Raw genomic sequence first — 15,293 nt, 5'->3', positions numbered from 1 at the left:
ATCCGCAATCGGTAGAGTCGACTGTTGGTCGACTGCTCTCTCTGTCGGCACCGAAAAACCCGCGCTGCGCGCGATAGTCGACTGGCTGTCGACTCTACCCCCGGCGGAATGACATGACACCTCGCCGGTCCCGAGCCTCAGCGGCGGGCCGCTTCGCTCTTGTCGCGCGCGCCGCGGAACTCCGATTCCTTCTCCCACGTCGGCCAGCGGCGGCTGTTGGCCAGCTCGGCACCCAGGTCGTAGACCAGCAGAGTGTCAGCCGCGTGGCCGCTCGGATCCCAGCTCGGGGTCCAGGCATCGCAGGCCTGGTGGTAGCAGTCGGCGAAGTACTTCTCGCGCAGCGCGCGGCCGGCTTCAACGCCGCCGTCCAGCTTGTCCAGGCCCGGGCCGATGGTGATCGCCGGCACGCCCAGGCGGGCAAAGGCGAAGTGGTCGGCGCGGTAGAAGAAGCCGGCCTCCAGGTTCGGGTCCGGGCTGTAGCTGCGACCGCGGGCCTTGGCCACGCGTTCCAGGTCGCCTTCCAGCGACACCCGGCCCTTGCCCCACGAAGCGATGTCGCGGGTCGCGCCATCCGGGCTGAACATCTCGATGTTCAGCACTGCAGCGGTCTTGTCCAGCGGCGCCAGCGGATGCGCGGCGTAGTAGCTGGCGCCCAGCAGGCCCTTCTCTTCGGCGGTGAGGGCCACGAAGTACAGCGTGCGCTGCGGCTGCGGGCCGGCGGCGAACACGCGGCCCAGTTCCAGCACCGTGGCCACGCCGGTGGCGTTGTCGATCGCACCACGGCGGATGCGGTCGCCCTTGGCGTCGGCCTGGCCGATTCCGAAGGCATCCCAGTGCGCGGAGAAGATCACCGCCTCGTCGGCGTGTTCACCACCGGGCAGCTTGGCCACCACGTTGCGGGTCACCACCTGCTCGCGCTTGAGCGCGAAATCCACGCTCAGCTTCGCGTTGTCCAGTGCCACCGGGCGGAAGTCGGCACGCATCGCCTTGCGCTTCTCGGCATCGAAGTCCAAGCCGGCGTCAGCGAAGATCGCCTCGGCAAGTTCGCGCTGCATCCAGCCACGCAGCGGCGTGTGCTGCGCCATCGCCTCGGCCTGGCCGCGTTCGATGTCGAACAGCGGCGAGGTGCCCGAGCTCTTCACCGTGGCCCAGCCATAGGCGGCCGGCGCGGTCTCGTGCACGATCAGCACACCCTCGGCACCACGGCGCGCGGCTTCCTCGAACTTGTAGGTCCAGCGGCCGTAGTAGGTCACCGCCTTGCCATCGAACGCGCCCGGCGCATCGGCCTCGAAATCGGCGTCGTTGATCAGCACCACGGCGATCTTGCCGTGCAGGTCCACGTCCTTGTAATCGTTCCAGTGGCGTTCCGGTGCGTCGATGCCATAGCCGACGAACACCAGTGGCGCATCCTTGATCTGCACGCGCTTTCGCGGCTGCAGGCTCTGCAGGGTCACGTCCACGCCGTTGGCCAGCGCGCGCTTGCCCTGCTTCAGCGACAGGCTGGCCTTGGCCGGCCCGTCCAGCTGCGCGCGCACCAGCGGCACCGGCTGCACCCAGCTGCCATCCACGCCACCCGGCTGCAGGCCGTAGCTGCGGAACTGCTCGATCAGGTACTGCACCGTGCGCTCTTCGCCCTCGGTGGCCGGCGCGCGACCCTCGAATTCATCCGATGCCAGCACACGCACGTGCCGCGACAGAGCCTGCGGATCGATGCCGCCACCCGGGAGGTCGTTGGCCGCATGGGCCAGGCCGCCGACAAACAGGCAGGACGACAGCAGCAACACGCGCATCGGATTCACGGCAGTACCACGGCTAGCTTGGAAATCACCAGAGTGTAACGTGGTCGTGACATCACGGCGCAGCCTGGGCCCACGTCATCCACGCATGGCGTGGGTCTACCTGCTGATGCGGTCCAGCCAGCAGGCCAGGCCCTGCGCGTTGAGTTCGATGTCCATCGCCAGAACAGCGATCACCGCCGCATCGTCCAGCGCACAGCCATGCAGCTGTGCACGTTCCAGGTACAGCGCCTGCAGCGCGGCCAGCAGGCAGCGGTGGCGGTCCGGCCGGCCATCGCACTGGCGGCCGATGGTGGCCATCGCATCGATCTGTTCGAACAGGTCGTTGGCCAGTTTCTGCACCTGCTCCACGCGGCCGTAGTGGGTCAGGTACATCGCCTGCGGGCCATAGCCCAGCATGCGCTGGATCGAGGCCTTCATCGCTTCCGGGTCGAACTGCACCGGCGACGAGGTCGGGAAGATGAAGGCCCCCTGCGCGCTGTCCAGCTCGCGGTAGGAAATGCCGAAGGTATCGCCGGTGAACCAGCTGCGGCTGCGCGCATCCCACACGCAGTAATGGTGCAGTGCGTGGCCCGGGGTGTGCAGCAGCACCAGCTCGCGGCCGGCCAGGTCGATACGGTGGCCGTCCTCGGCCACCACCACACGATGTTCGGGAATGGCCTCGATACGACCATAGCTGCGCGCGATTTCCTCGGCACCGTACACCGCCGTGGCACCGGCGATCAGCCGGGTCGGGTCGATCATGTGCGGCGCACCGCGCGGGTGCAGCACTGCCTTTGCGTTGGGCAGCTGCTGCATCAGCAGGCCGGCGCCGCCGGCGTGGTCCAGGTGCACGTGCGTGAGCAGCAGCCAGTCCACCGCGTCAACGGCCAGACCCGCGTTGGCCAGCGCCTGCAGCATCGCCGGCACCGACAGGCCGGTGCCACAGTCGACGAACGCGGCGCGGTCGCTTTCAACGATCAGATAGGCCGCGTCGAAGTCGGGACGCTGGAAGCCGGTATCGATGGTGTGGATGCTGGGGTCGGCGATCATCGGCACGCACCTGGCAGGATCGGGAACAGACGCCCATGGTAGGCGCGCGGGCGGCCCGGGTTCGATGCGGCTTTGGTCGGGTAGTGCCGGGTTGTGGGCGGGTAGAGTCGACTGTCAGTCGACTGTCGCGCGCAGCGCGGGCTTCCAGAAGAGCAGTCGACTCACAGTCGACTCTAGCAAGGGCAAGCGCAGGCAAGGGCAAGCGCAGGCCAACCAACCGCAGGTCCATCGGGTGCGCAAGGGCCAGGTTCAGCGCAATGCGAACCGCGGCCGCAGCAGCAGGGCCAGCACCAGCACCGCCAGGAATGCGCCGTAGGCGTACAGCACCGCCAGTACCTGCGGCCAGATCGGGCCGGCGCCGGGCTGTGCCATGCCAAGTCGATACCCCCACAGCATCGAGGCGATGCTCAGGGCGAAGGCCAGCAACAGGGTGGAGCCATCGAACAGGCGCCGCCGCGGGGTGCGCGGCTGGCGCGGGAACAGCCAGTACAGGCTGCCCAGCAGCAGGAACCAGGGCAGGAACAGCAGCAGCGACAACCAGGCCATCGCAGACTCCATGTCATCGCGCCGGAGGCGCGCGGACATCATGCCATGACGTTCGTTCGCGGGTAGGGCCGACCGCTGGCCGGCGTTTTCCTATGCAGTGCCGTGGTAGTGCCGGCCGCTGGCCGGCATTTCCTATGCAGTTGCCGGCCAGCGGCCGGCACTACCCTTACGCTTCGCGCAGCATGGCCAGGGCCGCCAGCACGGCGTCCACTTCAGCGTCCAGCTTGAACAGTTCGCTCTGCAGCTGGTCACCCTGCTCCGCCTGCTTGATCACGGCAATCAACTGCCCCGCATCGCGCGGCGAATCGAAGCCTTCGCTCTGGATCAGCAGCGTGCCGTCACCGGCGGTCAGCTTGAAGTAGAAGCGGCCGTCCTTGTCGCGGTACTGCTTGAACTGCGGCGGTGCCACGCGGGCCACGCCGGCGTCCTCGCTGGCGATATCGCCTGCGGTGGACAGGTCACGCAGGCCCACCGCATGGCGCAGTTCGTCCAGCAGCGGTGCCGCCAGCTGCTCGCGCAGCTGCTGGCCACGGCGCTTGAGCAGCGCCTCGATCTTCTCCGGCTCGGCCATCAGCGCGTTGTAGCGCTCGCGCAGCGGCGACAGTTCGCTGTCGATGCGCTCGAACAGCTGCTGCTTGGCGTCACCCCAGCTGATGCCGGCGGCGAACGCCCTGGCGAATTCGGCGGTCTGTTCCGGGGTGGCGAAGGCCTGGTACATCTGGAACAGCGCCGAGCCCTCGGTGTCCTTCGGCTCGCCAGGTGCGCGCGAGTCGGTCAGGATCGAGAACACCAGCTTCTTCAGCTCCTCGCGCGGCACGAACAGCGGAATGGTGTTGTGGTAGCTCTTGCTCATCTTGCGGCCATCCAGGCCCGCCAGCGTCGCCACCTGCTCGTCGATCACCACGTCCGGCAGCGGGAAGTACTCCTTGCCATACACGTGGTTGAAGCGCTGGGCGAAGTCGCGCGCCATCTCGATGTGCTGGATCTGGTCACGGCCCACCGGTACCTGGTTGGCCTTGAAGATCAGGATATCGGCGGCCATCAGCACCGGATACATGAACAGGCCGGCGCTGACGCCTGCGTCCTCGTCCACGCCTTCCTCGCGGTTCTTGTCCACCGCCGCCTTGTAGGCGTGCGCGCGGTTGAGGATGCCCTTGCTGGCGATGGCGGTCAGGAACCACATCAGCTCGGTGGTCTCGCGGATGTCGCTCTGGCGGTAGAACCACACGTGTTCCGGGTCCAGGCCACAGGCCAGCCAGCTGGCCGCGATCTCCAGGGTCGCGCGCTGGGTGCGCTGCGGGTCCTGGGACTTGATCAGGCTGTGCAGGTCGGCCAGGAAGAAGAAGCTCTCGATCCCCGGCGCGCGGCTGGCCGCGATGGCCGGACGGATGGCGCCAACGTAGTTGCCCAGGTGGGGCGTGCCGGAGGGGGTGATGCCGGTAAGGACTCGGGTGGTCATGACTGCGTGGGGTAACCTTCGATGAACGGGGCCAGTTTACCTTGCACGCCACCAACCCCGTCAGGGCCTGCGGCGCGTTCATTCACGCAACCCCGCTGGAGACGCCCGATGAAACGCCTGCTGCCCCTGCTGCTGATCCTGCCCCTGGCCGGCTTCCGCCCCGCCCCGATGCCGCCGCCGGCCTACGAGGGCGGCCCCGTGCGCATGTCTCTGGTCGACCGCGACCGCGGCACCGAGTTGCGCAGCTACCCTGCCGAGGGCCAGCGCTGGGTGGCCGGCGAGCGCGGCCACCGCTACGCCGTGCGCCTGTACAACGACAGCCCGCGCCGGGTGCTGGTGGTGCTGTCGGTGGACGGCGTCAACGCCATCTCCGGCGAGGATGCCGATCCGTCGCAGACCGGCTACGTGCTCAACCCCGGCCAGCGCGCCGACATCACCGGCTGGCGCAAGAGCCAGGATGAAGTGGCGCAGTTCGTGTTCAGCAGCCCCAGCGGCAGCTATGCCAGCCGCACCGGTCGCCCGGACAACATCGGCGTGGTCGGCGTGGCGGTGTTCGAGGAAGCGCGCCGCTGGCGTCCGGATCCGATCCTGCGCCGGAGCCTGCCACTGCCGGCTCCGGCCCCGACGGCCGAAGCGGCGGCCGATGCCAGCGCCAGCAACAGCCGCATCGAGGGCTATGCCAGCAAGTCACAGACCCCTGCGCTGGGCACCGGCCACGGCGCACGCGAGCAGTCGTCGGTACGCGATACCGACTTCGAACGCGCCAGCCGCAGCCCGGCACAGGTTCTGCAGCTGCGCTACGACAGCGCCCGCAATCTGCGCGCGCGCGGCATCCTGGTCGATACGCCGCCGTCGCGCCTGCCGCGCGAACCGCAAGCGTTCCCGAACCGCTACGTGCCGGACCCCCCGGCGCGCTGAGCGCAGACAGCACGACGCCCGCAACCTCTCGGTGCGGGCGTTGTGCCGTGGGGGGAAAACCGTAGCGCTTACTTGTAGTCCGGGTAGTCCTTGCTCACGGCATCCTGGAACTCACGGACTTCCTTCTCAGCGCGATCCTTGGCCCAGCCATAACGTTCCTGCAGGCGGCCGGCCAGATACTCGGCATTGCCTTCAGCCACATCGAAGTCGTCGTTGGTCAGATCGCCCCACTTGGCCTGGGCCTTGCCCTTCAGCTGCGACCACTTGCCGGAAATGATGTCTTTGTTCATTGCTGGGAGTCCTTGGTTGCAACGGCGTTCTTACCGTGGCTACAGCTTCGCGCAGCGGCTGTTGAGTGCCGGTCAACCGACCATGAAAGCACTGCTCACCTGCTTGAATGGTTCACTACGCTTCGACACGTACGCTGCAGAAAAACGCGCAAGAAAAAAGGCCGGGGGGGTCCCCCCGGCCTTTTTGCTTTCCGTTCCACTTCAGGCTCAACGGCCCTTGGCGGCATCCTCAACCTTTTCGCCAGCCTTCTGCACGTCCTTGCCGGCACCGGCAACGGTGTTGCAACCGGCCAGCAGGGCCACCGAGAACATCGACAACAGCATCAGGGCAACTACGCGCTTCATGGGCTTCTCCTTGGGTTCGCCGCTATACCGCTTCATTCGCGGATGGGGTTCGGTCGCTCGGCGGAAGGAGCCAATGCCACTGCCGCCGCGTGATGTGCAATCTGGCGGCAGGGGCGTGGAGCGCGTGTGAACGGATCATCGATCCGTTCAGGCGGAGAGCTCAGTCGCGCATCAGGGTGGACTTGCCGAACAGGCTTTCGACCAGGTCCACGGCCAGTTCGGCGGTGGCATTCTGCTTGTCCAGCAAGGGGTTGAGCTCGACGATGTCCAGCGAACCCATGCGCCCGGTGTCGGCAATCATCTCCATCACCAGCTGCGCCTCGCGGTAGTTCACCCCGCCCGGCACGGTGGTGCCGACGCCCGGTGCGATGCTCGGGTCGAGGAAATCCACATCGAAGCTGACATGCAGGTGGGTGTTCTCGTCGATGCCCGCCAGTGCTGCTTCAACCGCGCGCTTCATGCCGTTCTCGTCGATGTAGCGCATGTCATAGACATCCACCTTGTGGGTCTTGATCAGGCGCTTCTCTTCCGGGTCCACCGAACGGATGCCGATCTGGTGCATCTGCGCCGGGGTGATCGCCGGTGCGGTACCACCGAGCTGGGTCAGTGCATCCGGGCCCAGGCCGCACAGGCAGGCCACCGGCATGCCGTGGATGTTGCCCGACGGAGTGACATCGCTGGTGTTGAAGTCCGAATGCGCATCCAGCCACAGCACGCGCAGGGTCTTGCCCTGCTCGCGGCACCAGCGCGCGACGGCGGTGATCGAACCGATGCCCAGGCAATGGTCGCCGCCGAGCATGATCGGCATGCGCCCGGCCTGAAGTTCGGCATAGCTGGCTTCCATCAGTGCATGGTTCCACGCCACCACTTCGTCCAGGTGGCGGTAGCCTTCCACCGGCGCAGTCCACGGGTTGCGCGGGCCATCCAGGTTGCCCACGTCGCGCACGTCCACGCCGCGCGCTTCCAGCGCCTCCGGCAGGCCGGCCACGCGCAGCGCTTCCGGGCCAAGCCGTGCACCGCGATGGCCGGCACCCACGTCGGTGGGAACGCCAATCAACGATACGGAAATGGGATGGGCCATGGGTGCCTCCTGCGGGGGAAAAAGAAGCACAGTCTAGCCAGAGCTGTGTGACACCACTCGCGGCGGTGCAGCAGGGCAATCACATGGCATGATGCCGCGCGGACCTGCCCCCGCTTCATGGAAGATTGCGATGTCGCCCTTCATCAATACGGCCTGGCCGCGCTTTTTCATCGGGGCGCTACCCATCGCCGCTCTTGCGGTTTTTTCAGCAGCTCGATCGATGCGTCGCAGAACGGCTGGTTGATGCAGGCGACGCTGCTGCTGGTGCCGTTCTCGACCCTGGTATTCCTCGGGTTGGGTTGGCAGCGTCTGCGCAAAGCACACGCCGAACACCCGATTCTGAAAAGCGAGCTGCCCCGTGTGGCGACGGCATTGATTGGCAACGTGAAGCTGGCGGCGCTATGGTTCGGCCTGACCTTCGTTGGTATGTTCACCCTGATCCTGGCGTGGGTGTTGCTGTATAGGTCCTGCGGCTGAAGCCTGCCCCAACCCGCTGCGCGCTCAGCGTCCGCTGCGGCGCACCGGCGTCACGCTCTGCACCTGGCCGTTGTTGCGCATCATGCACAGGAAGCGGCCATCGGGATAATCGATGATCAGTTCCTGGTAATCGCTGCCCACCGGCATCTGGGTCACCAGCGCGCCCTGCGCGCCCTTGCGCATGTTGCAGGCGCCCAACGCGGTATCGCCTGCCGGCGCGGGGGTAGTCACCGAGGACACATTGCGGAACACCGCGCGGCAGCCGCCATTGACCCATACCGAGTGCCGCGACAGGCCCCAGTTCTTGCCCTCCTCGCAGCGGGTACGGCTGAGCTGGCGCACGATTTCCACGTTGCCACGGGTGTTCAGATCGCAAGAGACCTGCTGCTGGCCGGTGGATTCGCAGGTGACTTCGCGCGGTAGTGCGGCATCTCCGGAGGCAGCGTCGCGAGCGCGTGCGCTGTTTGCGGTAAGCGCGGACGTGCCCCTGGCGCTGACCTGGCAGATGCCATTGGCGCCGCCACGGCCGGTGTAGCTGACCTGCGGCGCGCCGTCATCGTTGCGGCTGATCGACAGCGTGATGCCACTGTTGGCATCGCGTGCTTCGAAATAGCGGTCGTTGAAACGTTTCAGCGTGGCCTCGCGGCCCTGCACGTAGACGGGTCCACCATCGTCGGCGTGAACATCGATGCCGCCCGGGCAGCTGGCGTTGAAGAACGGCACAGCAGCCATGGCCGGGGCCACGAAGGCGGTGGACAACAGTGCGACGATGAGCGACAGGGCATGGCGACGCATGTGCTTATCCCGAAGGGGCCAAGGGCGGGCGTGTAGCGGCAGTATGCGGTGGGGCGCTGCGGGCTGTCCGTGAGGAATATCAAGATCCGGGGCGCGCGTTGGCACTTTTGGGTCTGGTATCGTTGCCTTGGTGCCTTGCCGAGGCTGTTAAGCCAGCTTTACGTCGCACGCTACTGTAAGCCGTGCGGCAACAGTGGAGCGGCCCGGATGGCCGATGATTAGGGCGCTGCGCGATATGTCGCTTCTGGCATTGCGATGCTCGAAACGGGCCAAACGCGATAATTCATTTTTCCTTTCAGATCACCCGATGCCATCGAAACAAACGACTGGCAGGCGGGGATTTCGCGTGCGCATGATGAATCGCCACCTGCAAAGGTGGTCGGGACTTCCAAGCCCGCGTTGTCAACGATGTATACGCTTGCCAGCCGGCGTCGTCCTTTCAGGGGCGGCGCCGGCTGGCAATCCGTTAGCCGATCGACGGCGGGCGGTGCGTGGGGGCCTCGTGCCCGCCGATTCGTTGACCCGGTCTTGGAAGCCACGCATCGCCCGCCACCCTCTTCGGGTGGCACCTCTGTTTCCGACGAGGACGCCCGCATGCCCAAGACCCATCACCCGTACCTGACCGCCACCCTGGGCGAGGCTGCGCTGCGCCTGCCGCCCGAACTGGCGCAGCCGTTGGAAGCCGCTTTCGCTGCCGCCAACGAGGCGCCCGCGCCCATCAACCTGCCCGGCTGCCTGCAACGCATCCAGGCCGGTGACGCCGCCGATGGACAGCCGTGGCAGGGACCGGCAGGCACACCTGGCGACGCCGTGGCTGCCGCACGCAGGGACCGCGCCGCAGTGGGCCTGGTATCGCTGCTGGAGCTGTACCACGCCGCAGAGCGCGTGCGCGTGGATGGGGAAGAGAAGGACGACATCGGCGATGGCACGCGCGAGGGTCTGATGCTGGCCTGCCGGGGGCTGGCGGAGTATGTGGCGTTGCAGATGGGTGGGACTCAATAATGCGGAACGTTGAGATCCCCAACGCATAGGTTCAACACGCCGCAACCCAGCTAACGATTCAGGCAGACCCGCTGCTGGAATGAGCACACCCTACCCAAACCTGTCCTCGTTGAGCTGCGGCTGGACGAAGAGGATTCGCGTGGCGGCGCTGTTGCCGAGATGATCGCGTCCACCGCACGCCCCATGGCGCCTTCCATGAGTCCTGAACTCATGTGGTACAGCTTCGTCTTGAATGACAGAGCCATCACCCGGATCCGTCCTGGAACGCGGACGAATTGCACGATCTCATTCGTCAACCATGACGGTGCGAAAGAGGTATTCCCCTGTGGCACGGTGGCCGCCTTCGGAGACGGATCGTCAACAAGAGGGTTGATCCGCATCATTCGGTTTGATTAAGACTGATCGCACCGGACTTCTTGGAGCGGCGGAAGTGGAGCGCAGTGCCTTGACGCCTCACACGGCACTGGCATGCAGGCGCACACCCAAGGCACGGGTCACCTTCAGGATGGTGGCGAAATCGGGGCTGCGTTCGCCGGACAGTGCGCGGTAAAGGCTCTCGCGCGACAGGCCCGCCGCGCGCGCAACCTTGCTCATACCCTGAGCGCGCGCGATGTCGCCAAGCGCCTTAGCGATGAATGCGGAATCGCCGTCGCTTTCCTCGATGCAGGCGTCGAGATAGGCGGCCATTTCTTCGGGTGTCCGAAGGTGTTCGGCCACATCAAATGCTTTGAGTTCGACTTTTTTCTTGGTGGCCATGATGGAACAGCTCCAGTACTTGGGTATTGATTCGTTTCGACTACAGCCGGTTCGACGCTCACAGGGCACGTGCAATCTCCCTGGCCTTTTCGATATCGCGTTGCTGTGAGCTTTTGTCACCTCCGACCAAAAGAATCAGCAACTGCCTGCCGCGCTGGGTGTAGTACAGGCAGTAGCCCGGCCCTGCATCGACACGCAGTTCGGAAATACCGTCCCCCAGATAGCGGTGATCGCCCGGATGGCCTTCGGTGAGCCGACCGATGCGGGCCAGGATGCGAGCGCGCGCAGTTACGTCCTTGAGAGCGTCAATCCATGTCGCGAACTGACGGGTACGCTGGATCTTCATGGAAAAATGTAGCCTACTGACTACACATTTTCAACTACGAGAAACGCGTATCAACCACGAAGGACGCGCACAGACAGGTGGGACGCGCCTCGTCAGGTGCAAGATGAGATAACAGCAAGGCAGGAAAAGAAGGGGAGAGACGCAGCAGGGAGCAGTGCTCGACCGATTACTGCGCCGCCGTGTCGAGCTGCACAACTGGAGTGTGGTGGTGCCGCTTATCCGAATCGAACGGATGACCTACTGTTTACAAGACAGTTGCTCTACCAACTGAGCTAAAGCGGCATGGGGGATGCACCGGCGGCAGCGCCGCGGTCCGGGGATTCTAGCGCAACCGCGTGCATTCCAGCGACCGGCTCTGTGCCGCCCCGCTGCGCTGCTGGGCCTGGGCCGGCTGCGTGCCTGCCGCCAGCTGCCCTTCCAGCCACCACTGGCCGGCGTCGCCGCTGGCGACAAGGCGCGGCTGGAAGCCGGCGGCCTGCACCGCCGCCATGCGCCGCTCGGCGCCTTCGCGGTTGCGGTACTGGCCCAGCGCCACGGCGTTGGCCTCCTCGCCTTGGCTGATGATGTAGTAGTCGCTCAGGCCAGCGGCGACGATGCGTTTCACGGTGGCCTGGGCTTCTTCGCGGTTGGCGGCGGCCGGCAGCATCACCCGGTAACGGGCGCTGCCGCTGGCAGCGGGCTGTTCGCGCAGGCGCACCTGGCTGAGCAGCGTGCCGGCCTTGCCCTGCGCGCTGCTCGCGGTGGCGCGGTCGGCGAACGGGCCCAGCGCGACGCAGCGCGGCGGTTCGGCAGCCACGGGCGGGGTTACGGGCTTTTCCGGCGCCGGCGCCGGGGTCGGGGTCGGTGCAGGCGGTGTTGCCGGCTTGGCAGCGGCAGCAACCGGCGTAGCCTCAGCCGCCTGCGGCTTGGCAATCTCCGGCTTGGCCGGGGCGGCGGGCGCCGGCGTTACAGCCACGGCCGTATTGTCCGCCGGTTCGCGCTCCATCAACGGCGCGGTCGGCGCGGCGGCTGTGGCTTCGGCGGCCGCAGCGGCATCCACGCCACCGGGCACCCAGCGCAGCTCGGCCACGCCGGCCGGTTGCGGCGGCGGCGCAGGCTTCTGCGGCGCATCGCGCAGCAGCCACCAGCAGGCGACGCCAAGATTGAGGATGGCCAGTACGACGATCAGGGCACGGGTCAGCATGCGCGGATACTAGCCTGCGGGCTGGTGCACCGCCCAGCGGGCGAGGCCATCCAGCACCAGCGAGGGATGGTAATCCGCGCCGGGCAGCAACGGCATCAGCGCCGGTGCGCCGCCACCGTGCACCAGCAGCGACGGTGCCACGCCCAGCAGCGTGTGCGCCTGCTGTGCGCTGCGTTCGATCAGTGCCACGGCCGCACCATCGCAGCCGGAGGCCAGCGCGTCGGCGGTGTCGTTGGCGAATTCGCTGTAGTCACCGCCGGTAGCCGGCAGCTGCACCGCGCGGGCATGCAGTGCTTCGCGCATGGTGGTGGGCGATGCGGAAATGCGGCCACCGTGGTGTTGGCCGTCGGCGTCAAGCAGATCAATCGTCAGTGCGGTGCCCACCCCGACCACCAGCACCGGGCGCTGCGCCTTGGCCGCGGCCAGCAGGGCCAGGAAGCGGTCCACACCGAATTTTTCGGGCTTGGCATAGGCAATGCGCACACCGGCGCATTCGGCGCTGGTACGCACCACGTGCACGTGCTCGAAGCGACGTTGCAGCTGGTCCAGCATGGCGCTGGTCAGCGACGGTGCGGCCACGCTGGCCACGAACGCGGTGGTACCGCTGGGCAGGCTGTGCGGCGGCTGTCCGGCCATGCCTTCGGCGCCATGCGCCCAGGCCTGCACGTCACCGGCACGGTCACCCTGCAACGGCGCGAACTTGAAGCGCGAGTTGCCGAGGTCGAACAACCAATCGCTCATGCCGCCCTCACGCTGACTTCGCCGGCGTGCAGCAGGCGCTCACGGCCATCGATGCGCACGCGCAGTGCCCCGTCATCGGCCAGGCCAAGCGCGGTGCCATGCTGCCACTGCCCTTCCAGTTCCACCCGTACTTCTCGACCGGCCAGCATGTCGAACGCGGCGTAGCGCGGCAGGAAGGGAGCGAGGCCTTCGCGATCGAATTCTTCCAGTGCCGGCAGCAGGCGCGCCAGCACGGCAGCAACCACCACGTTGCGGTCCACCGGCTTGCCGGCCAGCGTGTCCAGGTCCACCCACGGCTGGGTGATCTGCTCGGCGAAGGACGGCGGCATGTGCGTGTTGATGCCGATGCCGATCACCGCGCGCGCCGGGCCGGCGTATTCGCCACCGCCTTCTGCGAGCAGGCCGACCAGCTTGCGCTTGCCATCGACGATCAGGTCATTCGGCCACTTCAGCTGCGCCTGGGTGTAGCCCAGGTCGTGCAGCGCTTCGGCCACGGCGATGCCGGCCACCAGGCTCAGCCCGGCCAGGCGACCGAGGCCACCGGAGAACAGCCGCAGCACCGACAGGTAGATATGCGCGGCCAGCGGCGACGCCCACGTACGGCCACGACGGCCGCGGCCACCGGTCTGGCGTTCGGCCAGCAGCACGCTGACCCCGCGCTGGGGCGCGCTGCACCGCAGCAATTCGGCATTGGTCGAGTCCACCGTCCAGGCCACCTGGAGGTCGTGCAGCAGCGCCTGGGCGTCGCCGGGCAGGCCGGCGCGGATCGCGGCCGGGTCCAGCAGGTCGACCGGGCGGGTCAGGCCATAGCCCTCACCTGCACGCCCCTCGATGTCTACACCGGCGGCTCTAAGTCCTTGAATACGCTTCCAAATGGCCGCCCGGGTCTGGCCCAGCTCACGGGCCAGGGCGTCGCCGGAGAGGCGACCGGCAGCGAGTTTGGCCAGCAATTGGCGGTCGTCCACGGCAGCTTCCACGAAGTCAGGAAGGAATTATGCGGGAAAGCCGCCAGCGGCGCCCGCCACGCTGGGTTCCGCGGGGGCTTCCAACGGGGCGCCGGGTTCGGGCTAGAATCGGGAACTCACCTTCCCTTAACGTGGATGTCGTCAATGCGCCGTTATGCCCATTGCCTGATCCTGCTGACGATGCCCTTCGCGGCGTCTGCGACGGCAGCGCTGGACGACAGCCGCGGCGCCTGCGTGTCCTCCAACGGCGATGCCGCTTCGCAGCGTGCACCGACCGCGACCGCTTCGGCCGCCACCACCAAGCCGGCACCGGTCCGCCCGGCAGCCAGCACCAGCACGGGCGGCGGTGGCAGCGATGACGACGTGCTGCAGCGCATCCGCGCACCGAAGTGGCACAGCTACCTGCCGGGAATGTTCCGCTGATCAAGTCGTTGCTGCAGTGGCTGCGGCCTGCGCCGCGGCCGATCGACGATGTACTGTGGGATGAGGCCTGCCGCCGTGCGGCTTGGATGCACGGTCTGGACGACGATCGCCGCGCGCGATTGCGCCTGCTGGCCACGCGCTTCCTGCACGAGAAGACCATTACCCCGATCGGCGAGCTGCAGCTGGAGGCCGGCGATGGCGTGCTGCTGGCGGCACTGTGCTGCCTGCCGCTGCTGGAGTTCGGCGAGGTGGGTCTGGAAGGCTGGTCGCAGCTGATCGTCTACCCCGATGCATTCCGCGTACATCGCAGCCACATGGATGCGGCCGGCGTACTGCATGAGTGGGATGACGAACTGATTGGCGAGTCGTGGGACAGCGGTCCGTTGATCCTGTCGTGGGCCGATGTGCAGGCCGACCTGGCGACGCCGCACGAGGGCTACTGCGTGGCGGTGCACGAGATGGTGCACAAGCTGGATGCGCTGGATGGCGCGATGGACGGCACGCCGCCACTGCCGCGCGAGTGGCAGCGCGAGTGGGCAGCCACCTTCCAGCGTTCCTACGACGCCTTCTGCGCGCAGGTGGATGCCGGCGAGGAGACGTTGATCGACCCGTACGCGGCCGAGGCGCCGGAAGAGTTCTTCGCGGTGGCCAGCGAGTATCACTTCTCGGCACCGGATCTGCTGCAGCAGGCGTTGCCGGAGGTCGCCGCGCAGCTGCAGCGGTTCTATGGCGAGCCGCCAAGGATCAAAACACGGTAGTGCCGGCCGCTGGCCGGCAACCTGGCAATGCCACCGAAGATCATGAGGGTGCCGGCCAGCGGCCGGCACTACCGGATTACGCACGCGTTATTACGTCAGGCGATGCCCGGCGGACGGGAACGCGCGGCTGCGGCGGTTCTACGGCGAGCCGCCGAAGATCGAAACACGGTAGTGCCGGCCGCTGGCCGGCGACCTGGCAATGCCACCGAAGATCATGAGGGTGCCGGCCAGCGGCCGGCACTACCGGAATACCACGCGCTGTTGCGTCAGGCGATGCCCGGCGGACGGGAACGCGCGGCTGCGGCGGTTCTACGGCGCGCCGCCGAAGATCGAAACACGGTAGTGCCGGCCGCTGGCCGGCAACCTGGCAATGCCACCGA

18 protein-coding genes and 1 tRNA gene are annotated in these 15,293 nt (G+C 67.0%); 5 read left to right on the top strand and 14 right to left on the bottom strand.

The window, feature by feature from the left end; genetic code table 11:
- Positions 1-137: 137 nt before the first annotated feature.
- From AC5P8Y_RS19175 to AC5P8Y_RS19160, 4 genes are all read right to left on the bottom strand, one after another.
- A complete protein-coding gene (locus AC5P8Y_RS19175; protein ID WP_005407715.1) occupies positions 138-1,790 on the bottom strand; it encodes a M28 family metallopeptidase in 1,653 nt (550 codons plus the stop codon).
- A gap of 105 nt (positions 1,791-1,895) precedes the next feature.
- On the bottom strand, positions 1,896-2,828 hold the full coding sequence (locus tag AC5P8Y_RS19170; protein WP_033833622.1) for an MBL fold metallo-hydrolase: 933 nt from the start codon (positions 2,826-2,828) through the stop codon (positions 1,896-1,898).
- A gap of 249 nt (positions 2,829-3,077) precedes the next feature.
- Positions 3,078-3,374 (bottom strand): hypothetical protein, encoded by a 297-nt coding sequence (locus AC5P8Y_RS19165; protein WP_024956159.1) that lies wholly within the window; start codon positions 3,372-3,374, stop codon positions 3,078-3,080.
- Between the two features lie 166 nt (positions 3,375-3,540).
- Positions 3,541-4,833, bottom strand: coding sequence for a tryptophan--tRNA ligase (locus AC5P8Y_RS19160; protein ID WP_033833621.1), 1,293 nt, complete (start codon positions 4,831-4,833; stop codon positions 3,541-3,543).
- A 108-nt stretch (positions 4,834-4,941) separates the two neighbouring features.
- Here AC5P8Y_RS19160 and AC5P8Y_RS19155 point away from each other — a divergent pair, with 108 nt between their 5' ends.
- A complete protein-coding gene (locus AC5P8Y_RS19155) occupies positions 4,942-5,751 on the top strand; it encodes a hypothetical protein (protein WP_033833620.1) in 810 nt (269 codons plus the stop codon).
- Between the two features lie 68 nt (positions 5,752-5,819).
- On the opposite strand, the gene AC5P8Y_RS19150 is transcribed toward AC5P8Y_RS19155, so the two are convergent.
- The 3 genes from AC5P8Y_RS19150 to rocF all read right to left on the bottom strand — a co-directional run bounded on the left by AC5P8Y_RS19150 (position 5,820) and on the right by rocF (position 7,467).
- On the bottom strand, positions 5,820-6,041 hold the full coding sequence (locus AC5P8Y_RS19150) for a CsbD family protein (RefSeq protein ID WP_004153772.1): 222 nt from the start codon (positions 6,039-6,041) through the stop codon (positions 5,820-5,822).
- Positions 6,042-6,248: 207 nt separating this feature from the next.
- Positions 6,249-6,386, bottom strand: a complete 138-nt coding sequence (locus AC5P8Y_RS19145) for an entericidin A/B family lipoprotein (RefSeq protein WP_005407710.1) — start codon at positions 6,384-6,386, stop codon at positions 6,249-6,251.
- A gap of 160 nt (positions 6,387-6,546) precedes the next feature.
- Entirely contained in the window at positions 6,547-7,467 is a 921-nt protein-coding gene (gene rocF / locus AC5P8Y_RS19140) for an arginase (RefSeq protein WP_033833619.1), read from the bottom strand.
- A 117-nt stretch (positions 7,468-7,584) separates the two neighbouring features.
- Between rocF and AC5P8Y_RS19135 the strand changes: the two genes are divergently transcribed.
- Positions 7,585-7,944 carry a hypothetical protein gene (locus tag AC5P8Y_RS19135; protein WP_231522698.1) on the top strand — a complete coding sequence of 120 codons (360 nt, stop codon included), beginning with the start codon at positions 7,585-7,587 and terminating at the stop codon, positions 7,942-7,944.
- Positions 7,945-7,968: 24 nt separating this feature from the next.
- On the opposite strand, the gene AC5P8Y_RS19130 is transcribed toward AC5P8Y_RS19135, so the two are convergent.
- Entirely contained in the window at positions 7,969-8,739 is a 771-nt protein-coding gene (locus tag AC5P8Y_RS19130) for a DUF3011 domain-containing protein (RefSeq protein ID WP_049433631.1), read from the bottom strand.
- 594 nt (positions 8,740-9,333) lie between these two features.
- Here AC5P8Y_RS19130 and AC5P8Y_RS19125 point away from each other — a divergent pair.
- Complete coding sequence (locus AC5P8Y_RS19125; protein WP_353949714.1) at positions 9,334-9,741, top strand: hypothetical protein; 408 nt, start codon at positions 9,334-9,336, stop codon at positions 9,739-9,741.
- Between the two features lie 453 nt (positions 9,742-10,194).
- Here the strand turns inward: AC5P8Y_RS19125 and AC5P8Y_RS19120 are convergent, their stop codons facing one another.
- From AC5P8Y_RS19120 to birA, 6 genes are all read right to left on the bottom strand, one after another.
- Positions 10,195-10,497 carry an addiction module antidote protein gene (locus AC5P8Y_RS19120; protein ID WP_049433632.1) on the bottom strand — a complete coding sequence of 101 codons (303 nt, stop codon included), beginning with the start codon at positions 10,495-10,497 and terminating at the stop codon, positions 10,195-10,197.
- Between the two features lie 58 nt (positions 10,498-10,555).
- Entirely contained in the window at positions 10,556-10,843 is a 288-nt protein-coding gene (locus AC5P8Y_RS19115; RefSeq protein WP_033833615.1) for a type II toxin-antitoxin system RelE/ParE family toxin, read from the bottom strand.
- A gap of 206 nt (positions 10,844-11,049) precedes the next feature.
- Positions 11,050-11,125: transfer RNA gene (locus AC5P8Y_RS19110), tRNA-Thr, on the bottom strand.
- Between the two features lie 40 nt (positions 11,126-11,165).
- Positions 11,166-12,026 (bottom strand): SPOR domain-containing protein, encoded by an 861-nt coding sequence (locus AC5P8Y_RS19105; protein WP_049403479.1) that lies wholly within the window; start codon positions 12,024-12,026, stop codon positions 11,166-11,168.
- Between the two features lie 9 nt (positions 12,027-12,035).
- Positions 12,036-12,767, bottom strand: a complete 732-nt coding sequence (locus tag AC5P8Y_RS19100; RefSeq protein ID WP_005407698.1) for a type III pantothenate kinase — start codon at positions 12,765-12,767, stop codon at positions 12,036-12,038.
- Positions 12,764-13,732, bottom strand: a complete 969-nt coding sequence (gene birA / locus AC5P8Y_RS19095; protein WP_033833474.1) for a bifunctional biotin--[acetyl-CoA-carboxylase] ligase/biotin operon repressor BirA — start codon at positions 13,730-13,732, stop codon at positions 12,764-12,766. Before birA ends, AC5P8Y_RS19100 begins: the two co-directional genes overlap by 4 nt.
- A gap of 144 nt (positions 13,733-13,876) precedes the next feature.
- Here birA and AC5P8Y_RS19090 point away from each other — a divergent pair, with 144 nt between their 5' ends.
- Positions 13,877-14,155: a hypothetical protein gene (locus AC5P8Y_RS19090; protein WP_005407696.1), complete on the top strand. Its 279-nt coding sequence runs from the start codon at positions 13,877-13,879 to the stop codon at positions 14,153-14,155.
- Positions 14,122-14,913, top strand: a complete 792-nt coding sequence (locus AC5P8Y_RS19085; RefSeq protein ID WP_174842114.1) for a M90 family metallopeptidase — start codon at positions 14,122-14,124, stop codon at positions 14,911-14,913. The genes AC5P8Y_RS19090 and AC5P8Y_RS19085 overlap by 34 nt, the downstream gene beginning before the upstream one ends.
- Positions 14,914-15,293 lie beyond the last annotated feature (380 nt).

This window comes from Stenotrophomonas sp. YJH_SMC_12-1, from assembly GCF_059370935.1.
Note: the sequence above shows the minus strand (reverse complement) of the source record. Positions and strands in the feature narration are given on the sequence as shown.

What these genes read in the sequence shown, in the direction of transcription:
- AC5P8Y_RS19175 (WP_005407715.1), bottom strand. Translation starts at nt 1,790, where the DNA reads ATGCGCGTGTTGCTGCTGTCGTCCTGCCTGTTTGTCGGCGGCCTGGCC.
- AC5P8Y_RS19170 (WP_033833622.1), bottom strand. Translation starts at nt 2,828, where the DNA reads ATGATCGCCGACCCCAGCATCCACACCATCGATACCGGCTTCCAGCGT.
- AC5P8Y_RS19165 (WP_024956159.1), bottom strand. Translation starts at nt 3,374, where the DNA reads ATGGCCTGGTTGTCGCTGCTGCTGTTCCTGCCCTGGTTCCTGCTGCTG.
- AC5P8Y_RS19160 (WP_033833621.1), bottom strand. Translation starts at nt 4,833, where the DNA reads ATGACCACCCGAGTCCTTACCGGCATCACCCCCTCCGGCACGCCCCAC.
- AC5P8Y_RS19155 (WP_033833620.1), top strand. Translation starts at nt 4,942, where the DNA reads ATGAAACGCCTGCTGCCCCTGCTGCTGATCCTGCCCCTGGCCGGCTTC.
- AC5P8Y_RS19150 (WP_004153772.1), bottom strand. Translation starts at nt 6,041, where the DNA reads ATGAACAAAGACATCATTTCCGGCAAGTGGTCGCAGCTGAAGGGCAAG.
- AC5P8Y_RS19145 (WP_005407710.1), bottom strand. Translation starts at nt 6,386, where the DNA reads ATGAAGCGCGTAGTTGCCCTGATGCTGTTGTCGATGTTCTCGGTGGCC.
- rocF (WP_033833619.1), bottom strand. Translation starts at nt 7,467, where the DNA reads ATGGCCCATCCCATTTCCGTATCGTTGATTGGCGTTCCCACCGACGTG.
- AC5P8Y_RS19135 (WP_231522698.1), top strand. Translation starts at nt 7,585, where the DNA reads ATGGAAGATTGCGATGTCGCCCTTCATCAATACGGCCTGGCCGCGCTT.
- AC5P8Y_RS19130 (WP_049433631.1), bottom strand. Translation starts at nt 8,739, where the DNA reads ATGCGTCGCCATGCCCTGTCGCTCATCGTCGCACTGTTGTCCACCGCC.
- AC5P8Y_RS19125 (WP_353949714.1), top strand. Translation starts at nt 9,334, where the DNA reads ATGCCCAAGACCCATCACCCGTACCTGACCGCCACCCTGGGCGAGGCT.
- AC5P8Y_RS19120 (WP_049433632.1), bottom strand. Translation starts at nt 10,497, where the DNA reads ATGGCCACCAAGAAAAAAGTCGAACTCAAAGCATTTGATGTGGCCGAA.
- AC5P8Y_RS19115 (WP_033833615.1), bottom strand. Translation starts at nt 10,843, where the DNA reads ATGAAGATCCAGCGTACCCGTCAGTTCGCGACATGGATTGACGCTCTC.
- AC5P8Y_RS19105 (WP_049403479.1), bottom strand. Translation starts at nt 12,026, where the DNA reads ATGCTGACCCGTGCCCTGATCGTCGTACTGGCCATCCTCAATCTTGGC.
- AC5P8Y_RS19100 (WP_005407698.1), bottom strand. Translation starts at nt 12,767, where the DNA reads ATGAGCGATTGGTTGTTCGACCTCGGCAACTCGCGCTTCAAGTTCGCG.
- AC5P8Y_RS19090 (WP_005407696.1), top strand. Translation starts at nt 13,877, where the DNA reads ATGCGCCGTTATGCCCATTGCCTGATCCTGCTGACGATGCCCTTCGCG.